General features: G+C 71.6%; 14 protein-coding genes. 2 read left to right on the top strand and 12 right to left on the bottom strand.

All coding sequences use genetic code 11. The features are described 5' to 3' along the window. Nucleotides 1-35: 35 nt before the first annotated feature. Together ABZU32_RS00580 and ABZU32_RS00575 are read right to left on the bottom strand one after the other, a co-directional pair. Entirely contained in the window at nt 36-941 is a 906-nt protein-coding gene (locus ABZU32_RS00580) for an NAD(P)H-binding protein (RefSeq protein WP_354915196.1), read from the bottom strand. 375 nt (nt 942-1,316) lie between these two features. Next, a complete protein-coding gene (locus ABZU32_RS00575) occupies nt 1,317-2,144 on the bottom strand; it encodes a helix-turn-helix domain-containing protein (protein ID WP_354915193.1) in 828 nt (275 codons plus the stop codon). Here ABZU32_RS00575 and ABZU32_RS00570 point away from each other — a divergent pair. Then, nucleotides 2,143-2,682 (top strand): TIGR03086 family metal-binding protein, encoded by a 540-nt coding sequence (locus tag ABZU32_RS00570; RefSeq protein ID WP_354915190.1) that lies wholly within the window; start codon nt 2,143-2,145, stop codon nt 2,680-2,682. The genes ABZU32_RS00575 and ABZU32_RS00570 overlap by 2 nt on opposite strands. A gap of 83 nt (nt 2,683-2,765) precedes the next feature. Here the strand turns inward: ABZU32_RS00570 and ABZU32_RS00565 are convergent, their stop codons facing one another. The 9 genes from ABZU32_RS00565 to ABZU32_RS00525 form a co-directional block, all read right to left on the bottom strand. Next, complete coding sequence (locus ABZU32_RS00565) at nt 2,766-3,230, bottom strand: DUF5980 family protein (RefSeq protein WP_354915187.1); 465 nt, start codon at nt 3,228-3,230, stop codon at nt 2,766-2,768. A 206-nt stretch (nt 3,231-3,436) separates the two neighbouring features. Then, a complete protein-coding gene (locus ABZU32_RS00560) occupies nt 3,437-4,477 on the bottom strand; it encodes an acyltransferase domain-containing protein (RefSeq protein ID WP_354915185.1) in 1,041 nt (346 codons plus the stop codon). Then, nucleotides 4,474-5,067 carry a malonate decarboxylase holo-ACP synthase gene (locus ABZU32_RS00555; protein WP_354915182.1) on the bottom strand — a complete coding sequence of 198 codons (594 nt, stop codon included), beginning with the start codon at nt 5,065-5,067 and terminating at the stop codon, nt 4,474-4,476. The genes ABZU32_RS00560 and ABZU32_RS00555 overlap by 4 nt, the downstream gene beginning before the upstream one ends. Nucleotides 5,068-5,465: 398 nt before the next feature. Beyond that, a complete protein-coding gene (locus ABZU32_RS00550) occupies nt 5,466-7,352 on the bottom strand; it encodes a biotin-independent malonate decarboxylase subunit beta (protein WP_354915179.1) in 1,887 nt (628 codons plus the stop codon). An 83-nt stretch (nt 7,353-7,435) separates the two neighbouring features. Beyond that, entirely contained in the window at nt 7,436-7,729 is a 294-nt protein-coding gene (locus tag ABZU32_RS00545; RefSeq protein ID WP_354915176.1) for a malonate decarboxylase subunit delta, read from the bottom strand. Nucleotides 7,730-7,769: 40 nt separating this feature from the next. Next, a complete protein-coding gene (locus ABZU32_RS00540; RefSeq protein ID WP_354915173.1) occupies nt 7,770-8,873 on the bottom strand; it encodes a triphosphoribosyl-dephospho-CoA synthase in 1,104 nt (367 codons plus the stop codon). A gap of 6 nt (nt 8,874-8,879) precedes the next feature. Continuing rightward, entirely contained in the window at nt 8,880-10,556 is a 1,677-nt protein-coding gene (gene mdcA / locus ABZU32_RS00535; RefSeq protein WP_354915170.1) for a malonate decarboxylase subunit alpha, read from the bottom strand. Nucleotides 10,557-10,737: 181 nt separating this feature from the next. Next, entirely contained in the window at nt 10,738-10,950 is a 213-nt protein-coding gene (locus tag ABZU32_RS00530) for a DUF397 domain-containing protein (protein WP_354915167.1), read from the bottom strand. Continuing rightward, nucleotides 10,938-11,846, bottom strand: coding sequence for a helix-turn-helix transcriptional regulator (locus tag ABZU32_RS00525; protein ID WP_354915164.1), 909 nt, complete (start codon nt 11,844-11,846; stop codon nt 10,938-10,940). Before ABZU32_RS00525 ends, ABZU32_RS00530 begins: the two co-directional genes overlap by 13 nt. Before the next feature lie 54 nt (nt 11,847-11,900). Here ABZU32_RS00525 and ABZU32_RS00520 point away from each other — a divergent pair, with 54 nt between their 5' ends. After that, nucleotides 11,901-12,371: an ATP-binding protein gene (locus ABZU32_RS00520; RefSeq protein ID WP_354915161.1), complete on the top strand. Its 471-nt coding sequence runs from the start codon at nt 11,901-11,903 to the stop codon at nt 12,369-12,371. On the opposite strand, the gene ABZU32_RS00515 is transcribed toward ABZU32_RS00520, so the two are convergent. Then, a complete protein-coding gene (locus ABZU32_RS00515) occupies nt 12,334-18,621 on the bottom strand; it encodes a trypsin-like peptidase domain-containing protein (protein WP_354915158.1) in 6,288 nt (2,095 codons plus the stop codon). The two genes, ABZU32_RS00520 and ABZU32_RS00515, sit on opposite strands and share 38 nt — an antisense overlap.

The raw sequence follows: 18,621 nt of genomic DNA, 5'->3' as shown, positions 1-18,621 counted from the left end.
CCCTGTAAGCCCGCGGCGCGGTCGCTCGAGCGGTGTCAGCCCAGGTAGAAGTCCCTGCGAGCGGTCACGAAGGCCTCGATCGTCTGGGCGGGCGCGCCGGTCACGCGTTCGAGGTCGCCGGACGTGCGGTCGTAGCGGTTCTCCCGGTGCAGCCTGGCCATGGTGGCGATGTGCTGTTCGGTGTGCGGCGGCAGGCCCGCCTTCGCGAGCACCTCGGCCCGCCACCGGTCCAAAGGAACGTCGATGTAGGAGACCGGACGTCCCAACGCCCGCGAGAACTCCTCGGCCATCTCGTTCATGTCCACCGCGCGGGGCCCGGTCAGCTCGTAGACATGCCCGATGTGCGGGGCCGGGTCGCGCAGTACGGTGGCGGCCGCCCGCGCGACGTCCTCCGCGGCGACCGGAGAGGTGCGCCCGGTGCCGAACGGCAGTTCGATGGTGCCGCTCGCCCGGATCGACCGCGCCGCCAGCGTGGTGAACAGCGGGTTGTCCAGGAACGACGTCGGACGGAGGTGCACGACCGGCAGGCCCGACCAGTTCAGCACCTGCTCCGCCAGCCAGTGCAGCCGTTGCTGGTGCGACTCCGCGGTGCTGGTCGCGGTCATCTGCGACACCGTCATCTGGGACAGCCCCACCAGGCCGCTGAGTGCACCGTGCTCTCTCGCCACGGTGGCCACCACGGTCGCCGCCAGCAGGTGGTCCGGCGACACGGGCATCGCGAAGTACATCCGCCCCACGCCCTCCAGCGCGGCCGCCACGGTCTCGGGCCGGGTCAGATCGCCGACGACGACCTCCGCGCCGAGCGCGCGCATCTCGGCGGCACGATCATCGTCGCGGCGGACCATCGCCCGCACCGGCACATCCTGTGCGCGCAACCGGTCGAGGACCATACGGCCCACGCCGCCGGCCCCGGCGATGAGTACAAGGTCACTGGCGACCATCGGTCGATCTCCTTGTCGGTGACCGCATCTGAGTGCGGGTGTGGTCAGGCATGCCATGCCGCGTGAAGGAACGGCGGACCCGCGGCCGAGTCGGCGGAGGGTCGTACCCACAGGACGTCGCGTGGTGTGACGCGACAGTGCGCCCAAGCGCGGGCACTGGGCACCGGGCACGGTACGGGCCGGATGCCCGTGTACTGCGATAAGAGCATATGCTCGTATATGGGGGACGGCAAAGCGGCGCGGGGTGTGACGGCATGCCCGACCGGTACGTCCCGCCCTCATCGAAGCCGGAGACGTCGTGCACCGCGCCGCTGGGGCAGGGAGCGACCACTCGGCAAGACGGTGGCGTACGGCGGGTAGAACCCGTGGAATGGGTCAGGGGCGGTTCGTCAGCCGGGCGTAGGCGGCGGGGGGCATGCCGACGGCGGCGGTGAAGTCGCGGGTCAGGTGGGCCTGGTCGGTGTATCCGAGTTCGACGGCCAGCGTGGCGAGTTCCAGGCCGTCGTTGATCCGCTCGGCGGCCTCGTGCAGCCGGAAGCGGCGGATCACCCACTTGGGGCCGATGCCGACATAGTCCCGGAACAGCCGCTGAAGCGAGCGGACCGACCGTCCCGATCTGGCGGCCAGCTCGTCCACCCTGGTCACGGACACGTCGCTCTCCACCATGCCCACCAGCGCCGCGACCTCCTCGGCGACGGGATCCCGCACCGGCTTGAGGCTCGACAGGAAGGTCTCGATGAGTGCGATGGCGGCCGCAGTGTCGGGCTCGGACAGGACATCCTCGACCAGGGCTGCGCCGGCCGGGCCGTACATCTCTCCGATCTCCACGAAACGGCCGGTCAGCTGGGACACCGGGCCGTCGAGGAACGGACGGAAGCCGCCGGGCCGGAAACGGACGCCGAGCACGCGACCGTCGCCTCGCATCGTGTAGGAGAACCCGCCCTTGATGACCCCTGCGATCCGGTGGAAGTCCCGGGTGATCGTCATGTTGACGGTCGGATGCGAGACGATGCGCTGTTCGTACGGCTCCGCCAGGCCGGTCCAGGTCACCACCCAGAAGTGGTCCACATAGGCCGAAATGTCGGATGACGGCGCCTGGCGGGCGAAGTCGAAGGCGGCGAGCCCCGCGTACGGGTTCACCCAGCCGCGCTGTCGCGTTTCTACAAGCCGCGCCTCGGGCGAGCGCGGCAGGATGGCAGCCATGGACGACATGATGCCGGTGATGAGGCGTGCCACCGAACAGACCGCGAAATTGGTGCGCGGAGTACGGGACGAGCAGCTCGGCCTCCCGACGCCATGCGAGAAGTTCGACGTCAAGGACCTGATCAGCCACATCGAGTGGGTGGCGGAGATGTTCGAGTCGCTGGCGCGCAAGGGGCCGAGAACCGTGCAGGGCCCTTACGCGGGCGACTTCCCCGAACGGGCGGAGCGCATGCTGGCCGCCTGGTCGAAGCCCGAGGCGTGGGAGGGCACCAGCGACATGGGCCTGCCGATGGCCACGTTGCCCGAACTGTGGCTGGTCGACATGGTGGTGCACGGCTGGGACCTGGCCACGGCCACCGGCCAGGAGTACGAACCGGACGCCGAGGCCGTCTCGCGGGCGAAGCGCTTCACCGACCAGATGGTCGAGATGGGCAGGCAACGCGGCGCCTTCGGCCCCCCGGTGGCCGTACCGGACGACGCCCCGCCCTTCGCCCGCCTCCTCGGCCTCATCGGCCGCGACCCGGCCTGGACCCCGTGACCTACCCTGCTCATCGCGAAGGGTGACGGCGGACCGCCGTCACCCTGGGCTCTGTCGACCGAGACCGCCGTGCTCTCCGGCTTTCAGCAGCTCTCGCGGACGTTGATGGTGGCGGGGACGGCCTGGGTCACCGTCCCGTCCGAGGCCCACACCTCCGCGGTGTAGGTTCCGACCGGGGCCGGCGCCACGGTCAGCTGGACGAATCCGCGTATCGTCGAGTCGTAGTTCGACCCAGGCGGGATCGGTGTGCCGCCGACGCTGGTCGAGCCGGGGGGCAGGTTCCGCAGTCCGGTCGTGAGGGTCGTCGACCAGGTCCCGTAGACCGGAACCAAGAAGTACGTGCCGGGGTGACCGTACTGCGACGTGACGCAGATGCGTTGCCCAATGTCGCGCAGTTCCCACGTCGCCGTCGTGGCGACCGAGGAGGAACTCGCGGCGGTCCTCGTGGCCACCGTCGTCGCCGACGCCGGTAAGGCGCCGGACACCGTCAGCGCCAGCCCGATTGTCACGCCGAGTGCCGGCCTGAGGGCGCGAAGGGTCGTTCTCACTGGTACCTCCTGGACGTCGAGGTGCAGATGATTACTACCGCGCTGCCATTATTGACTGTTTCAACCACTTTGAGAAGACGCGCCTGTTGAGTCTCGACAGACGCGGATTTCATCGCTCTGACCGCCGCCGACACGGCTCTGTCCTCTATGCGGAGGCGCACGTCCGGGGAGGGCATCGACGCCAGAAAAGGCCGCTCGTGGCGGGCTCACGTGCCGATATGGACGCGGTGGCTGAGCAGGGCGGCCTCGGCGATGGGGGTGTCGGAAAGGGTGACGCAGCGGGCGTATGGATGCGCGGCCCGTGCGAAGCCGGCCAGGACGTGCCCCGGCGGTGTCTGGATGAACAGTGCCGTGCCGAGTTCGCCGAGCAGCGCGTTCGCGTCACGCCATCTCACCGTCGTGGCGATGCCGTGGGCGAGGTCGGCAAGGACGGTCTCGGTGTCGCGGAGCAGCCGGCCCGCGCCGCCGATGAACGGGACCGTGAGCCGGCGCCGGGGAATCGCGGCCAGATGGTCGGCCATGACCTCGGCGACATGGCCGAGAAGTGGGCAGTGGGAGGGCACGCCGATGTCGAGACGCTGGACGCGGCGGGCGCCGGCGCGGGACGACTCGGCGGACAGGCGCTCCAGCGCGCGAAGGCCACCGGAGACCACGACCATTTGGTCGGTGTCGATGACGGCGACGTAGAGCGGGTCCGCGTCGGTGGCGGCCGACGCGACGACGCGCCGCACCTGCGCGACGCCCAACCCGAGTACGGCCGCCATGCCATACCCGCACGGATGGGCGTCGCGCATCAGTTCGCCGCGGTGGCGTACGGCGATGAGCGCCTCGGCGAAGGTGAGGGCCCCGGCGGCGACGGCGGCGGCGAACGCGCCCGCCGAGTGCCCGGCCACGACGTCCGGAGTCGCGCCCTCCGCGGCGAGTGCCCGGGTCACGGCGACCCCGGCGACGCAAAGGGCGACCTGCGTGGTGACGGTGGACCGCAACGCGGGTGCGGAGTCCTGCCGCGACGACCCGGGCAGTATTTGCTCCGCCTCGGCGAGGGTCGCGGTGACGGCCGGGTGATCGGGGAGGTCATGGAGCATCCCCGGTCGCTGGGTCCCCTGGCCCGGATACAGGTACGCGACCCTGAGACGGTCGGCCGTCCATGGGAACGGCCGCTCCACGGCGACGGACGCCGGATCAGAAGCGGGGTTGGGAGAGGCCGTGCCGCCGGGTCGTGGGCGGGGTGGGTGGCCGGCGGTCATGCGAGCGCCCAGGGGTCGTCCACCAGTTCCGGGCCGTGGTCGGTTCGCACCATGACCGGGCCGTCCGGGCGTGCCCAATCGGCGAGGGCGATCCCGCCGAGGGGAGTGTCCAACTGGCAGTCCACCCGGGCGGGCAGGGCGGCGAAGGCGGTCGCCAGGCGCGCGGCCCGCGCCCGATCCAGCCGGTGCGGGGTTCGGACCAGCAGGTCCAGGTCGCTTCCGGAATGGGTGACGACGCGCCCGGTGGCGAGTTCGAAGCCGACTCCTCCGGTGGGCCCCCACACCAGGCCACCGTCTCCGGGTCGTCCTTCCGGTTCGTCTGCGAGCAGTGAGGCGACGGCGGACAGGGTGACGGCGAGCCGGCGATCGGCGGGGCGCCGAGCCCGCAGGTCCTCGGGCGGCACGGTGTGGGTGACCGCGTGGGAGGGGACCAGCGCGGCATGACGCTGCCACCGGTCGGGGCCGCGTACGCCGATCGGGATGAGGCCGGACGGATGCGGCGCCCGGCGCACGACGACCCAAGGGCAGACGGCGAGCGAGGCCGAGGCCCACCCCGGCAGCGCCTCTTCCAGCCGGGGGCGGACGGGCAATGCGGGCCAGTGCGGACTGGCCGGTGTGTCATCGAGCGTGGCAAGGAACCGGTCCGATGGCGCGTCTTCGAGTGGGGGGTGGTCGGAGAATGCGGGCCGGTTCGGACTGGGCGGTGTGCTTTGGAATGGTGCCGGGGCGCATGCCGGCAGCGTGTCTTCGAGCTGGGGGCGGTCGGTCAATGCGGGCTGGTTTGGAGTGGGCGGTGCGTCTTGGAGCGCGGCACGGGACCGGTCCGTAAGTGTGTCTTCGAGTCGGGGGTGGCCGGGGAATGCGGGCCGGGCCGGACTGGGCGGTGTGTCTTCGAGCGCGGCGCAGGACCAGTCAGGCAGCGCGTCAGCGATCTCCGCGATGTCGGTGATCCGCACCAGGTCGTGCGGCTGCCACTGTTGCCGCCTGGTCATCGCCACTGGGCCGTGAGCGCTTCGTGGATGCGGCGTGAGGCGGCCCGGGTGCGCAGGGCGGCGGGTGAGGTGAGGCGGTCGCTCAGGTCGCGAGGTCCGTGGCGGGCTCGGCCGGCGGCCGCGGTCAGCGCGGCCCGCACCCGCCGCACGTCCTCGCCGGTCGGCTCGTCGGCATCGCCGACGTCCAGCAGTTCGTCGCACAGGCCGAGCTTCGCCCAGTCGCCGACGTCGTAGGACAGCGGAGGGATGCGCCGGGCCAGTTCCTCCAGCTCGGCGACGGTCCGCCGGGTCACCCGCGCGGCGGCCTGTTCGTGCATGGCGTGGATCACCACCCTCGGGTCGTCGAGCGCCAGCATCCGGCCGGCCTGCGAACCGTGGGCGAGGAATCCGCCGGACAGCGCCGTTCCGACGATGAGCGCGATCACGGGATGCCCGGCGGTGCGGGCCGAGGCGTAGGCGTCCACGGCGGCGGCCAGCGCGTGGTGGATGCCCAGCAGTTCCTCGACCCGTCCGTACGCCTGACTGGGGACGTCGACGACCGCGACGATGGGACGACGGCGCTCCTCGGGCAGCCCGACATCCCTGGTGACGACCTCGGTCACCGCCTCGGCGAGCGCCAGCCCCTCGCGGAGCCCGACCTCGCCCGCACGGGCACGGTGGTAGGGGCTGCCCGGGTCGGGCACGACGGCGAGCAGGCGGGCCGAATCGTCCCCCAGCATCACGTCCGCCGTCACCACGGACGGGACCACGGACCCCACTTCCCCTCCGGCCAGCGCGCGTATCCAGGCCAGTCCCCGCGACGCCGTCGCCGCGTCCCTCGTCCTCATCGGGCGCCCCCTTTCCTCGGGTGCGGCGTTGGCGGGTACGGGTGCGGTGTTGGCCGGTACGGCGCTTTCCCTGGGGGCGGCGTTCGCGGGTCCTGCGCTTTCCCCGGGTGGGGCGTTCGCGGGTACCGCGGATTCGCCGGGTGCGGTGTTGGCCGGTACTGCCGATTCGCCGGGTGCGGCGTTCGTCCGTGCGGCGCTGCCGACAGGTGCGGCGTTAGCCCGTAGGGCGGGCAGGTCGGCCGGGTCCGGCGGGTGCGCCGGGTCGACGGCCTCCAGGAGCGCCCGCAGCTCGCCGATCCGCTGGGAGCGGTGCTCGTCCGGCACGCCGCGTCCCAGGGCCTCGCGTACGGCGGATCGCACCTCGGCCACGTCGTCGGATACGAGCACGTCCGCCAGACCGGTCGCGGTGCGCTGCGTGCCGCCGTGGATAGCCCAGATCAGCGTGTGGTCCGAGGCGTCGAACTCGGCGACGCCCGCCTCGGACTCGATCACTTCGGGACCGTTGAGCCCGAGACGCCCCTCTCTCGTCATGATCAGCTCGGTGCAGAGCCCGGCGGCGATGCTCATGCCGCCGAAGCAGCCCAGCGCTCCTGCGATGACGCCGATGACGGGGCTCAGCGCCCGCAGCTCCAGGACCGCCGAGCACACCTCGGCGACCGTGGCCAGGCCGAGGTTCGCCTCCTGCAGGCGTACGCCGCCGGTCTCCAGCAGCAGTATCGCGGCGGTCGGGACGCCGTGCCGATTGTCCTGGGCGGCCAGGGACAGCGCGGCGGTGATCTTGGCTCCGGAGACCTCTCCGATGCCGCCGCCCTGGAACGCCTGCTCGATGGCGATCACGACCACCGGTCGCCGGCCGAGTTCTCCCTTGACCACCACGACGCCGTCGTCGGACTGCGGGACCACCTCCTGGGCCGCCAGCCAGGGGGACTCGATGCGGTCGAAGGGGCCGCACAGCTCGCGGGCGGTGCCGTCGTCGAGCAGCGCGGTGGCGCGCGCCCGGGCGTGCAGCTCGATGAAACTGTCGCGGGCGAGCGGCGCCACCCGGTCCGGCGCCACGGGATCCGGCGCCGTTCGATGCGGGGCCGTTCGGTCCGGGGGCGGCCGGTCTGGGGACGCCTGTCCAGAGAGCGGCGCGGAGGTCATATGCCGCCCTCCTGGATCACCTGCCGCAGGCGCAGGGTGACCACGCCCGGCGTCGCCCCGAAGTCGTTGAGCTCGAAGCTTCCGCCGACGCGGTGACGCGCGAAGAACCGCTCCAGCACGGTGCGCCACACCGTGTCGAACCCGTCGACGCTGGTGCGCACGCGTACCCGAGCGCCGCCGGACGCCTCCGGGGTCATGAGGATCTCCAGGTCCCCCGACCCCACCACCCCGACGTGCGCCCGCCGGGCGGGTTCCCGATCGGCGGGGAACTGATAGTTCAGCGTCTGCATGTGGGACGCCTCCCCTCGGCGGTGACGGTGATCTCGTCGTTCAGGACTCGCATGCGGGTGCCTTTCTCGACCCGGGAGATCCGGCGCGCGGGCACACGTCCTGAGGTTCGGTGCTGCGCCACGCGTCGTTAAGTTCGGTGCTGCGCCACGCGTCGTGGGGTTCGGCGTTCGGGCACGCGTCGGGAGACGGCCACGGGACGATGTCGAGGAAGAGGGCCGCGGCAAGCAGATCGGCGCTCCCGCCGGGCGACAGCCGCCGGGCGGTGAGCCGCTCGTCCAGTTCCAGGAGCGCGGCACGTCCGCGCCGCGTACCGGCGCCGCCCTCGGCCAGGACGCGCCCGGCGCCCGACCGGACGACGCGCAGCCCGTCCAGCCCTCCCCGGTGCAGGACGCAGGTGTCCTCCAGCAGGCTCATCACCGCCAGCAGGGCGTCCAGCCTGGCCGCGTCCTGGCGAGCCGCGTCCTGGCGGAGCCCGGCCGCTCCGGCCAGGCGTAGCCGTGGGAGCGCGACGTCGATGACGTGCGGGAAGGCCGCCACGGCCTGGCCGCGAGCCCCGCTCGCCCCGTACCGGCGCCGCGCCCGCTCACCATGGGAGATCGCCCCCGCCGGGACGTTCCGGTCGGGAAGGCTCGCCAGTCGCGCCGCCACGCGAGCGGCCTCGCGGTCGGTGGCGGTGCCGACGGCGGTGGCGGCCACCAGCAGTCCGAGGGTCCACAGCGCGCCGCGGTGCGTGTTCACCCCTCCGGTGACCCGTGACATGGCCGCCTCGCCTGCGCGACCGATCCGTCCCAGTTCCTCGCGAAGCGCGAGCAGCCGTCGAGGGTCGTACTCGTCGCGCGGCCCGAGTCCCCGGCGGGGTTGGAGTTCCTCGCGCAGGCCGAGTTCCCCGCGAGGACCGCCACCGGTTGCCGTCCGCCGGGCCGCGTCGGCGAGCGACCGGAACGCGGGCCGCAGCGCCTCGGCGGAGGCCAGCAGGAGCGCCAGGTCCATGTCCCCGTGCGCGCCGGCGCCGCGCCCGTCGACCAGGCCGGGCTTGGGGCTCAACCAGGCCTCCTCGCACAGCGCTCGGACGGCCAGGTCGGCGAGCATGTCCGCCGAGGGCCTCGGTGCTCGTGCCGGACTCCGCTCGTGCGTCGTGGACATCGGCCCTCACCAGGTCCGGAACCGGGCCGGTGGGTCGTAGAGGCCGCCCGACCAGGCGACGAGATCCTCGACGCTGCGCGCCGCCAGCAGGCGTCGTTGCGCCTTGCGGACGTCGATCCCGAGGTCTTCGGGCAGGGCCACCAGGCCGTCGCGGCGCAGCTCTTCCACGCGCCGCTCGTCCATGTCGCGGCCGACCGGGGTGGCGCCCGCGACGGCCGCGACCGCCTCGCGCCGTTCGGCCATGCTCGTGGCCTTGAACAGATAGGCCACTCCCTCTTCGGTGACCACGTGGCTGACGTCGTCACCGTAGATCATGATCGGAGGTATGGGCATGCCCGTCTCCTCGCCCACCAGGACGGCGTCCAGGGACTCGACGAACGCCGGAGTGCCGCCGGACCGGAAGGTCTGGGTGACCTGCGCGACGAGCTTGCGTCCTCGGAGCGCCGGGGCCTCACCGGTGAGCAGGCTCAGCCACGCGGGAGAGGCGTGCCTGCGGCCGTGCGGATCGTGTCCCATGTTGGGCGCTCCGCCGAAACCGGCCAGGCGCCCCTCGGTGACCGTCGAGGAGTTCGCGCAGGCGTCGATCTGGAGCGAGGAGCCGATGAACAGGTCGACGGCGTACTGACCCGCGAGCTGGCAGAGCACTCTGTTCGACCGCAGCGAGCCGTCGGCGCCGGTGAAGAAGACGTCGGGGCGGGCGGCCACGTAGCGTTCGGTGCCGGGTTCCCCGCCGAAGCAGTGCACCGATTCGACCCAGCCGCTCTCGATGGCGGGGATGAGCGTCGGATGTGGGTTGAGCGTCCAGTGCTTGCAGATCTTGCCGCGCAGGCCGAGCTCCTCGCCGTAGGTCGGCAGGATGAGCTCGATCGCGGCGGTGTCGTAGCCGATGCCGTGGTTCAGCGTGGTCACCGAGTGCCGCTCGTAGATGCCGCGCAGCGCCAGCATGGCCATCAGGATCTCCACCTGGCCGATGTGGCGCGGGTCGCGGGTGAACAGCGGCTCCAGCGCGAACGGCCGGGGGCTGCGCACGACCAGGTCCACCCAGCCGCCGGGGATGTCCACCCGGGGGACCTCGTCCACCAGTTCGTTGACCTGGACCAGCACCACGCCGTCGTGGAAGGCCGCCGCCTCGGCGATGGTCGGGGTGTCCTCGGTGTTGGCGCCGGTGTACAGGTTGCCCTCGCGGTCGGCCTGCTCGGCGCAGAGCAGCACGACGTCCGGCGCGAGGTCGACGAACATCCGCGCGTACAGCTCGACGTAGGTGTGGATCGCCCCCACCTCGACCTTGCCGTCGGCGAGAAGCTGCGCCATGCGCACGCTCTGCGGGCCCGCGTAGGCGAAATCCAGGCGGCGGGCCACGCCCCGCTCGAACACGTCCAGATGCTCGCGCAGGCTGATGGAGGAGATCAGCAGATGCAGGTCGTGCACCACGCCCGGATCGCAGCCGGCCAGTGCTTCGGCGAGGAAGTCCGCCTGCTTTTGGTTGTCCCCTTCGAGGGCCACCCGGTCGCCAGGGCGGAGCAGCGCCTCCAGGGCCTCGCGGACGTGTCCGGCGTCCAGCACCCGTCCGGAGGCGAAGGGCCGCACGGCCTCCAAGCGCTCACGCTTGGCGCCCCGCCGCCGCGCCCAGTCTCGGGCGCCCGTCTCCTTGCGTCCCACTGTCCAGCCCCCGGTCGCGAACATGGGTGCTGCTCACCATGCCTCCGAACACGGAGCAACTAACCCATACCCCCGCAAAATGTCCTCCGCTGGTTCGACGGCGAAACCTCGCGAGGGACCGGCGGCCCGTGATGCCTGAACATGGTGAGGTGATCCCTCCGCCACGGAACAGGCCGACCACGGGCGCACCCGCTGGGACTCCGCGTCAGGAGATCGCGCCCTCCTTCAAACCGCCGACGAACACCTCCCACGCCGCCCCCTCGCACACCAGGACCGGCCCGAGCGGGTTCTTGCTGTCGCGCACGCCGCGACGGCTTCCGGAGAGACGCGCCACCTCGACACAGTTGCCGCCATTGCTTCCTGAGTGGGTCGATTTGATCCACTTGGCTTTCCGTAGCTCGCGGATCAGCTCGTCCATCGCCGCACCGTCTCCTTGATCAGCTCTAGGGAATCGCGCTGTGACAATGCTTCGGAGCGAATTCCCTCGTATCTGAATGCTAGGGTTCGCACGGTTTCTGTCCAGTCGGTCACTTGGGCATTCGAGGCCGCTTCTACGTATGCGGTGTCGGGGGTGCCCTGAGCTTGGGCGATGGCGAACCCTCCTAGGAGACCCGTCGTGGAATAGGCGCGGAAGGGGAGGACCTGGATGACGATCCTCGGGCTCTGACCGGCTTCGAGGAGGTAGGTGAGCTGCTCGGCCATTACGGCCGGACTGCCTATGTGCCGGTGCAGCACTCCCTCATCGAGAACGACCCAGAGCATGGGGGGTTTGGGGCGTCCGAGGATCGCCTGTCGTTCCATTCGCGCCGACAGGTGTTCTTCGACCTCCTCCGGGCTTACGCCGGGTTCTCCGCTCAGCATGGCCTGTGCGTAGCTCTTGGTCTGGAGAAGACCAGGAACGAGGAGAGGTTCCCATGTCCGAAGGGACTCGGCCGTGGTCTCCACGTCCAACCAGGGGCGGAACCACGGGGGAGCGGTGGGGCGGCTGACCATGGGCCACAGGCGCATGAGGGCGCCTTCGGCTTGTAGTGCCTCGTCGCAGCGGCGGGCGAAGTCCTCGGACGGGGATCGCCGCGCCGTCTCGATCATGCTGATCGTGCCCACCGAGTAGGGGATCGCGCGGGCGAGGCGGATCTGCGACCAACCGCGGTCTTTCCGGTGTCGTCGCAGCTCGAAACCGAAAAGGGCGGTCGGGGATTCGGACGGGTTGAGCTCGCTTTCCTTTGGCATGGGGGGCTCCGGGTGGCCTTTCCTCAGCGTTTTACCGAGGGTTTCAGTTGAAGCGTTGATAACTGGTTGAAGTCGATCAAGCACTAAGCGTAGTCGGAGTCTGACACCGTCGGAAGTCCTGGGCATCGGATTTCGGAAATGGACGGTGAAACGATGGAGCCTGCGAATCCGCGGCCGAATGTTCTGGGCAGCGCGGCCCTGCCCGGGGTCCGCGAATCAGTGCCGCTCGCGCGTCGTCAGGTGCGCCAATGGCTGGACGCCGGCCACCCCGCGGCCGACGACGTCGTTCTCGCCGTCTCGGAGCTGGTGACCAACGCGATCACGCATGCCGGGTGCGGGCGGGACGATTTCATCGCCCTGACTCTCGTGGAGGACGACGGCGCGATCCACGTGGAGGTGAACGATCCCGGGGCCACGCACTGTGCACCGGTGGTGCGCGACGATCCGGACGCGGAGCACGGCCGGGGGCTGCTGATCATCCGCGAGCTGGCCGAGGAGTGGGGCACCCACGCTTCCGGCCCCGGCCTCGGCCGCACCGTCTGGTGTTCCATCCGCTTTGCGCCGTCTCTGGTCAGTCCGGCGCGTCACGGGGCGAGAGCGGCTCCTTGACCCGGCCCTTGGCGTCGGCCACGCGGGCCAGAGCCTGGGCCGCGGGCCACCTCATCGTGCTGAAGGAGGAGGAGTCGGCCACAAGATCATGCATGACGGCCATCGCGGCCTGCCGGTACGGCGTCCCCAGCTCGGCGAGACCCTGCGCGATCGTCAGCCGCCGGTCGGCCGGCAGGCCGGGGTTGTCCAGCAGTGCTCGGGCGCGGTCGCCGGCGGACCTCCGGTACGACGACCGAAGCCCGGCGAGGGCCATGGCCATGACGGCTCGCTCGTACGGGCTCGCGAGCGGGTCGGTGATGGACTCCGCCAGGAGCCGGACGGCGGTGTCCCGGCCGCCCGGTCCCGTTCCGGCCAGTTCCTGGGCGGCCAGGACTCGCTCCTCGGGCTCCGCCGCGTCGTCCGCGGCGATCTCCCGCAGGAGTTCGGCGGCCCTACCCCGGTGCGCCAGGTGACGGCGGGCCAGCGCCTCGGCGGCCAGACGACGCAGGGGCGCCGGAGTGGAGGCGTCGGCCCCCTCCCGCGCCAGCGCCTCTCCGGCCTCTTCCAGGACGGACGCGTCCGAGGTCATGACGGCCAAGGAGTCCAGCGCCAGGGCCCGATGGGCGCCTGTGACGGTCGGGTCGGCGGACAGGTTCCGCAGCGCCTCGACCGCTTCGCGGCGTCGCTCGTCGCCGAGCATCGCCAGCGCCTCCGCCGCCCGCCGCCGTACCTCCGCATCGGCGCGCGCTTCCCCCGCGAGTTCGCGCAGCGTGCGGGCGAGCGAGTCGCGGCTCTCCTCCTGTTGCATCAGGACGGCCAGCGCCGCCCATCGTTCGTCGTCTCCGGCCTTCCGGTCGCCGGCCATCGACTGGAGCGCCTTGATCCCCGCGGCACGCGCCTCAGGCCCCAGGCCGAGGAGCATGCCGATGGCGTGACGGCGCTGGTCGCCGGAGACGCCCTGGCCCACCGCGATGCGCCGCAGGTGGCCGATCGCGCGTTCGCGCTTGTCGGCGGAAAGCTCGGCGAGGGCCATCGCGGCCTCCGCCCGCTCCCAGGGATCGGCGGAGACGTCGTCGGCGATGGCGTCGAGCAGGCCGACGGCCCGCGCGCGACAGGCGGTCCCGAAACGGGCGAGGGCTTCGGCGGCCTGGCGGCGTTCCCATGCTCTGACCGCAGGGTCCTCGGCGATCAGTCCGAGCAGGCGAGTGCCCCGCTGCGCGTGAAGGTCGCTGATCTCCAGGAGACCGGTGGCGGCCAGGAGCCGTTCGCGGCCCTGGCGTGAGGTGTCCTCGGCCAGTCGGGTGAGCAGGTCCACCGCGTCGAAGTGGCAAGCGTCGCTCACGTCGGCCATCGCCGCGACCGCGAGCGCTCGCGGCAGGTCGCCGTCCGGCCCGTCCGCCTCCTCGCGGAACGCCCGCACCGCCTCGAAGGCGAGCCGCCGCGCGTCCGGGCCGAGCTTCGCCAGGGACTCGATGGCCCACAGCCGGTTCCAGGAGTCCACGTCGCGATCTTCGGCCAGACGGTGGAGGCCCACTACGGCGGTCTCCAGCGCTTGCGGGGACAGTAGCCCGCCCAGGAACTCCGCCGCCCACCGGCGGACCGTGACGTCGGCGCCGGTGTCCACCGTCAGTTCGCCGAGGAGCACCAGGGCGCGGGACTGGGCGACGGGCCCGAGCTTGACGAGGTCCTGCGCCATCCGCAGTCGTTCGACGGGATCGTCGACCAGTTCGATGACCAGCCGGTACAGGATCTCCGCGCCTTCGTCGCGCTCATCGCCGCCCAGTCCGGCGAGATCCTGGGCCGCCGCGAGGCGTACGCCGGCATCGGCCGACGCATCCGCCGCGAGCCGGCGCAACACCTCGGCTCCTTGTGCCCGTCGCTCGCCGCCCAGCCTGGCGAGGTCCCGCGCGGCCAGGCGGCGATCGTCCGGCTCGCGCTCACCTGCGTCGCCGGTACCGGTGGCCAGCCGGTACAGCAGGTATACCCCGGTGTTCTCCTCCTGCTCACCCAGCTTGATCAGCGAACCGGCCGCCTCGCGGCGTACCTGTGCGTCGAGGAGGACGTCGAGGCTCATCCGCGTGAGGACCTCCGCGCCGCGCTCGCGATGCTCATCGCCGAGTTCGCCGAGTTCGGCGGCGGCCTCGCGGCGTGAGTCAGGGGCGACGAGCGGGTCGGTGGCGTGCCGGTGCAGCGGCTCGGCGACGCTGTCGCGCTGTGAAGGGTCGAGCTTCGCGAGATCGGCCAGGATCGCCGGTCGATGCCGGACATGGGTACCCGACACCTCAACCATTCGCCCCAGCATCTCGAGACATCGCGCACGATGATCCGGGCCGAGGGACGCCAGCTCCTGGACGGAGTTCAGACGAGCCGTCGTCGTGGCGGCGGGGTCCGTCGCGAGCTGGTGCAGGAGGGCCACGGCCCGGCGGTGCCGGTCGGTGTCGCCGGCGTGCCCCTGGCGGACGGCGAATCTCCTCTCATCGTGATCGACGGTGACATCGGAGGCAATGCGGTCGTAGACATCGGCGCCGAGCGAGGAGGCCAGGTGGTGAGACTCAAGAAGCAGAAGGGTCTTTTCGCTTGCGTTGATGGAGGGGTCGTCGGTGAATCGCCGGAGAGACGCGCCCGCTCCCTCACGATATCGGGCACCCAGATCGAGCAGTCGCTCCACCGCGTTTCGCCGGGATCGGAGCGGCGCCGCGTGGTCGGAGGCCAAGCGCCTCCACAGATCCGCCGCCTGGTCGAGATGCGCGGCCCCCAGGTCCACGAGTACCTGGGCGCTGTTGGAGCGAGCGTCGGCGGAGGCTGTCGCGGTCATCGCCAGCCGATGGATCAGCGTGGCGGCCAACGGTGTGTCGCCGGGCCGGAGCGTCGCCTGTGTCGCCATCGCCAGGACGCGTTCGGCCGACGAGGAGAAGGGGTGACGGAAGAGTTCGTCGACGAAGCGCAGGATGCCCGGCAGGAAACGCGTTCCCAGATTGGCCAGCGTGCTCGCCGCCTGGAGGCGGCGGCCGAACGGGAGCGCGGGCCCGGCGACCAGTCTCAGCAGGAGGTCGGCGGCCGGCATCCGATGGCCGTCGTCCAATTGGGCGAGTTGGACGGCCGTCATGCGGAGGTGCGCGGCCTGCACTGCGTCGACGCTGATCGCGTAGAAGGCCTGCACGCCGCTCGCCTTGAAGCCGGCACCGAGTTCGATCAGGTCCTCCGCCGCTCTGTAGCGGCTGCCCACCATGCTCTCGGCGTCGGGTCGTACGGCGAGGTCGAACATGACCCGGGCAGCGGTCGACCGGTGCGCTCCGCCGAGCTCCGCCAGTTCGCGGGCAGCGGCGAGTCTGTACCCTGCGCTGATGCTGAGGTCAGTGGTCACCCGCAGCAGTGCTTCGACGGCCTCAGGGCGGCGGGATGGTTCGATCTTCACAAGAGCGACCAGGGTCAGAGCGTGGTCGAATCGATCACGGCGAAGATCGTGTGCCAGTCGCCCCAGGAGGTGAACGCTCTCATGAACGTGGCGGCCTCCCAGCTTGTGCAGCTTCTCAGCGGCTGATCGTCGGTCCATACCGTCCAAGGAGCGGTCCATGGCCAGGTCGTGCAGGATCTCGGCGGCTCGCTGCCGCTGCTCTTGACCGCATTTGGCCAGCTCTTCAGCCATCTCAGCGCGGTGCCAGACGGTCACCGCCGGGTCGGTGGCCAACCGGTGGAGCAGGTCCGCCGCGTGCGCCCGATGTCGGCCGCCCAGCCGCGCCAGGCTCTCGGCGGCCGAGACGCGGTCGGTGATCTCCGTGTCGCCGTCCTCGGCGAGGGCGACGAGCAACCGCGCGGCCTCGTCGCGGTGATCACCGCCGAACTTGGACAGGACGGTCGCGGCCTTGCAGCGGATTCTCGCCTCGGGCTCCGCAGCGGTGAAAGCCCGCAATATCGCCGGTCCGTCGCGACGTACTCCGCCCGATCGCTCCCGGAGCAGGTCGATGAGGGAGATTCTGATCGCGGGGCCGAGGGATGCGTCAGCCAGCAGTCCTTCGAGTCGTTCGCGGACGGGGGCGTGGCGGGTGAGGGCGATCACCTCCTCCAGGTCCGTCACCGAACCCGTTCCCACCAAGTTCTCCAGCCGGGTCAGGTAAGCCGTGAGCTGGGCGTCCGAGATGGGGGCGCCCTTCTCGACCAGGCCGTCCGCGGTGGCGCGCTGGTCGAGAGTGCCGTTCTGCAGCGCGTCCAAGAGTGCCGCGCCCGGCCCTACGAGGTGCAGGTAGTGCAGGACCACGCGGTTGGCCGCGTCGTCGCCGAACAGGAGGTCGCTTAACAGCTTCTCCCAGGGCGGTTCGCTGGCACGGAAGTCCTTGGGAAGGGTCTTGGCGCGGGCGGTGGCGGCCAGGTGCTCGGCGAAGGTCTGGTGCAGGAACCGCAGGCGGGTGCGGCTCCTCGACAGCACGCCCGTCTGGGACAGCCACTCGGCGAGGGCGCTCTCCCAGTCCAGGGGCATGCGGGCGGGCATCGGGGCATGGTCGGTCAGGTAGCGCCGCGCGACGTCCATGAGCGGGGTCTCGGTGGTGGTGTAGGCGGTGGCCAGCGCTTCCATCAGCGCGACCCGGTGCTCGTACAGCCACGCCGCGAGCCGCGGACCGCCCGGGACCTCGTCCAGGGATGCCAGCGACGAGGCTCCCGCCTCGATCCGAGCCTGGGCGTACCGCCCGATGTACTCCTCGTACAGCTCGTACCGCCCGGCCGGCAGCGGGCGGTCGCGGCGGGACTGGTGGAGGTGGGCGGCCACGGTGGCCAGGAGGGGCACGACGAGCACCTCCTCAAGGCCGGCCAGCCGCACCTGCCGCAGGAACTCCTCCGCCGCCGCGTTCCCCCCAGGCGCGTCGTCCGGGTCGAACCAGTTGCGGGCGAACTGAACCAGGGCGTCCTCGTCGAACGGCTGCAGTTCGTAGAAGCCGACCCTCGGACCGCGCAGGCGGTCGATCTCGCCAGGGGACAGCGGACGGGTGGTGACCAGGAACCGAGCCGGGCCGTCGTCGCCAGGGAACCGGGACGCGAGCGCGGTCAGCAGCCGCTCGCGGTCGTCCTGGTCGGGGATCTCGTCCAGGGCGTCCACCACGACCAGCCACCGACGGCCGCGCACCTTCCCGGTGAACAGGGACGCCGCCACTTCGCCGTCGGACGGCCCGTACTCCGCGGTGACCGAGGCCCGCAACGCCTCGGGCCAGCCGCCACGGAGATGGACGGCCAGCACGCGGGCGGGCAGCATGAGGGGGACCAGCGGCGCCTCGCCGTCCTGGGCCTTGCCGTCCAGCAGGGCCTTGGCGAAGTGCCGGACGAGCATCCTGCCGAGGGTGGTCTTGCCGAGGCCGGCCGCGCCCTCGATCACCAGGTGGTCGTGCTGCTCGAAGACCTGCTCGAACGGCTGCGCCAGGCCCGCGGACGGCCGCCGGTCCTCCTCCGGGAACTCCTCGCCGTCCTCCTCCCACGGTCTGCGCGGTTCGGGAGCGGCGGCGACGCTCTGCCGTACGTACACCTCCGACAGGGGGAAGCGTCCATGAGCGCCGCGGAGCGGATAGGGCAGGTCATCGGAGACCTGGCACAGCTGGCGAAGGACGCCGGTGAGTTCCGGGGGGACCGGTGTCATCTCCGAGCGGACCGGCCCGTCCGCATGGGGAGGCCGGCAGGAGGCGGCCAGGCGCGGCCAGCGGCGTAGAAGGGCCGAGACGGGGAGCATCCAGGCGACCTTGGCACCGTCGTCGCCGTCCTCGGTGACGGCGATGCCGACGACCTGGCCGGTGTCGTCGCGTTCCACGGCGGCGCCGCTGAACCCGCGCTGGATACGCCTGCCGACGGCGCGTGTGGCGTCGAGTTGGACCCATTCGGGACCGCCGGGGTCGCCCACTTCGTACGACACCGCCCACACGCCCGTGTCGAGTCCCGGGGGATAGCCGTAGGCGCGCACGGCCGTGCCGCGTTCGGCGCGCTCGGTCAGCTCGGCGGGGGCGGTTCCGTCGGGCGGCGTGGTGCGAAGCTCCAGGATGGCCACGTCACCGCGTTCGTCGTCCTCGATGGGGAACCAGCCGTCGTCGGTGACCCATGCCTGTAACCGCGCACCCCCCGCGGCGATCGGGAAGTCGAGCTCGACCGGTTCGGCCGGGCGGGAGCGTTCGGCGGCGTGCCGGCCAAGAGCGGCGTTGACCACGTGGGCGCAGGTCAGCACGTGCCGGGCGTCGATCAGGACGCCGGCGCCGCACGTCCCTGAGCCTGCGCGGACGCGAACCGACCAGCGGCGCAT

Source organism: Sphaerisporangium sp. NPDC005288, from assembly GCF_040607475.1.
GTDB classification, from domain to species: domain Bacteria; phylum Actinomycetota; class Actinomycetes; order Streptosporangiales; family Streptosporangiaceae; genus Sphaerisporangium; species Sphaerisporangium rhizosphaerae.
The sequence above is the reverse complement of the archived record's forward strand: the minus strand, read 5'-3'. Positions and strand labels throughout refer to the sequence as shown.

What these genes read in the sequence shown, in the direction of transcription:
- ABZU32_RS00580 (WP_354915196.1), bottom strand. Translation starts at nt 941, where the DNA reads ATGGTCGCCAGTGACCTTGTACTCATCGCCGGGGCCGGCGGCGTGGGC.
- ABZU32_RS00570 (WP_354915190.1), top strand. Translation starts at nt 2,143, where the DNA reads ATGGACGACATGATGCCGGTGATGAGGCGTGCCACCGAACAGACCGCG.
- ABZU32_RS00575 (WP_354915193.1), bottom strand. Translation starts at nt 2,144, where the DNA reads ATGGCTGCCATCCTGCCGCGCTCGCCCGAGGCGCGGCTTGTAGAAACG.
- ABZU32_RS00560 (WP_354915185.1), bottom strand. Translation starts at nt 4,477, where the DNA reads ATGACCGCCGGCCACCCACCCCGCCCACGACCCGGCGGCACGGCCTCT.
- ABZU32_RS00545 (WP_354915176.1), bottom strand. Translation starts at nt 7,729, where the DNA reads ATGCAGACGCTGAACTATCAGTTCCCCGCCGATCGGGAACCCGCCCGG.
- ABZU32_RS00540 (WP_354915173.1), bottom strand. Translation starts at nt 8,873, where the DNA reads ATGTCCACGACGCACGAGCGGAGTCCGGCACGAGCACCGAGGCCCTCG.
- mdcA (WP_354915170.1), bottom strand. Translation starts at nt 10,556, where the DNA reads ATGTTCGCGACCGGGGGCTGGACAGTGGGACGCAAGGAGACGGGCGCC.
- ABZU32_RS00530 (WP_354915167.1), bottom strand. Translation starts at nt 10,950, where the DNA reads ATGGACGAGCTGATCCGCGAGCTACGGAAAGCCAAGTGGATCAAATCG.
- ABZU32_RS00520 (WP_354915161.1), top strand. Translation starts at nt 11,901, where the DNA reads ATGGACGGTGAAACGATGGAGCCTGCGAATCCGCGGCCGAATGTTCTG.
- ABZU32_RS00515 (WP_354915158.1), bottom strand. Translation starts at nt 18,621, where the DNA reads ATGCGCCGCTGGTCGGTTCGCGTCCGCGCAGGCTCAGGGACGTGCGGC.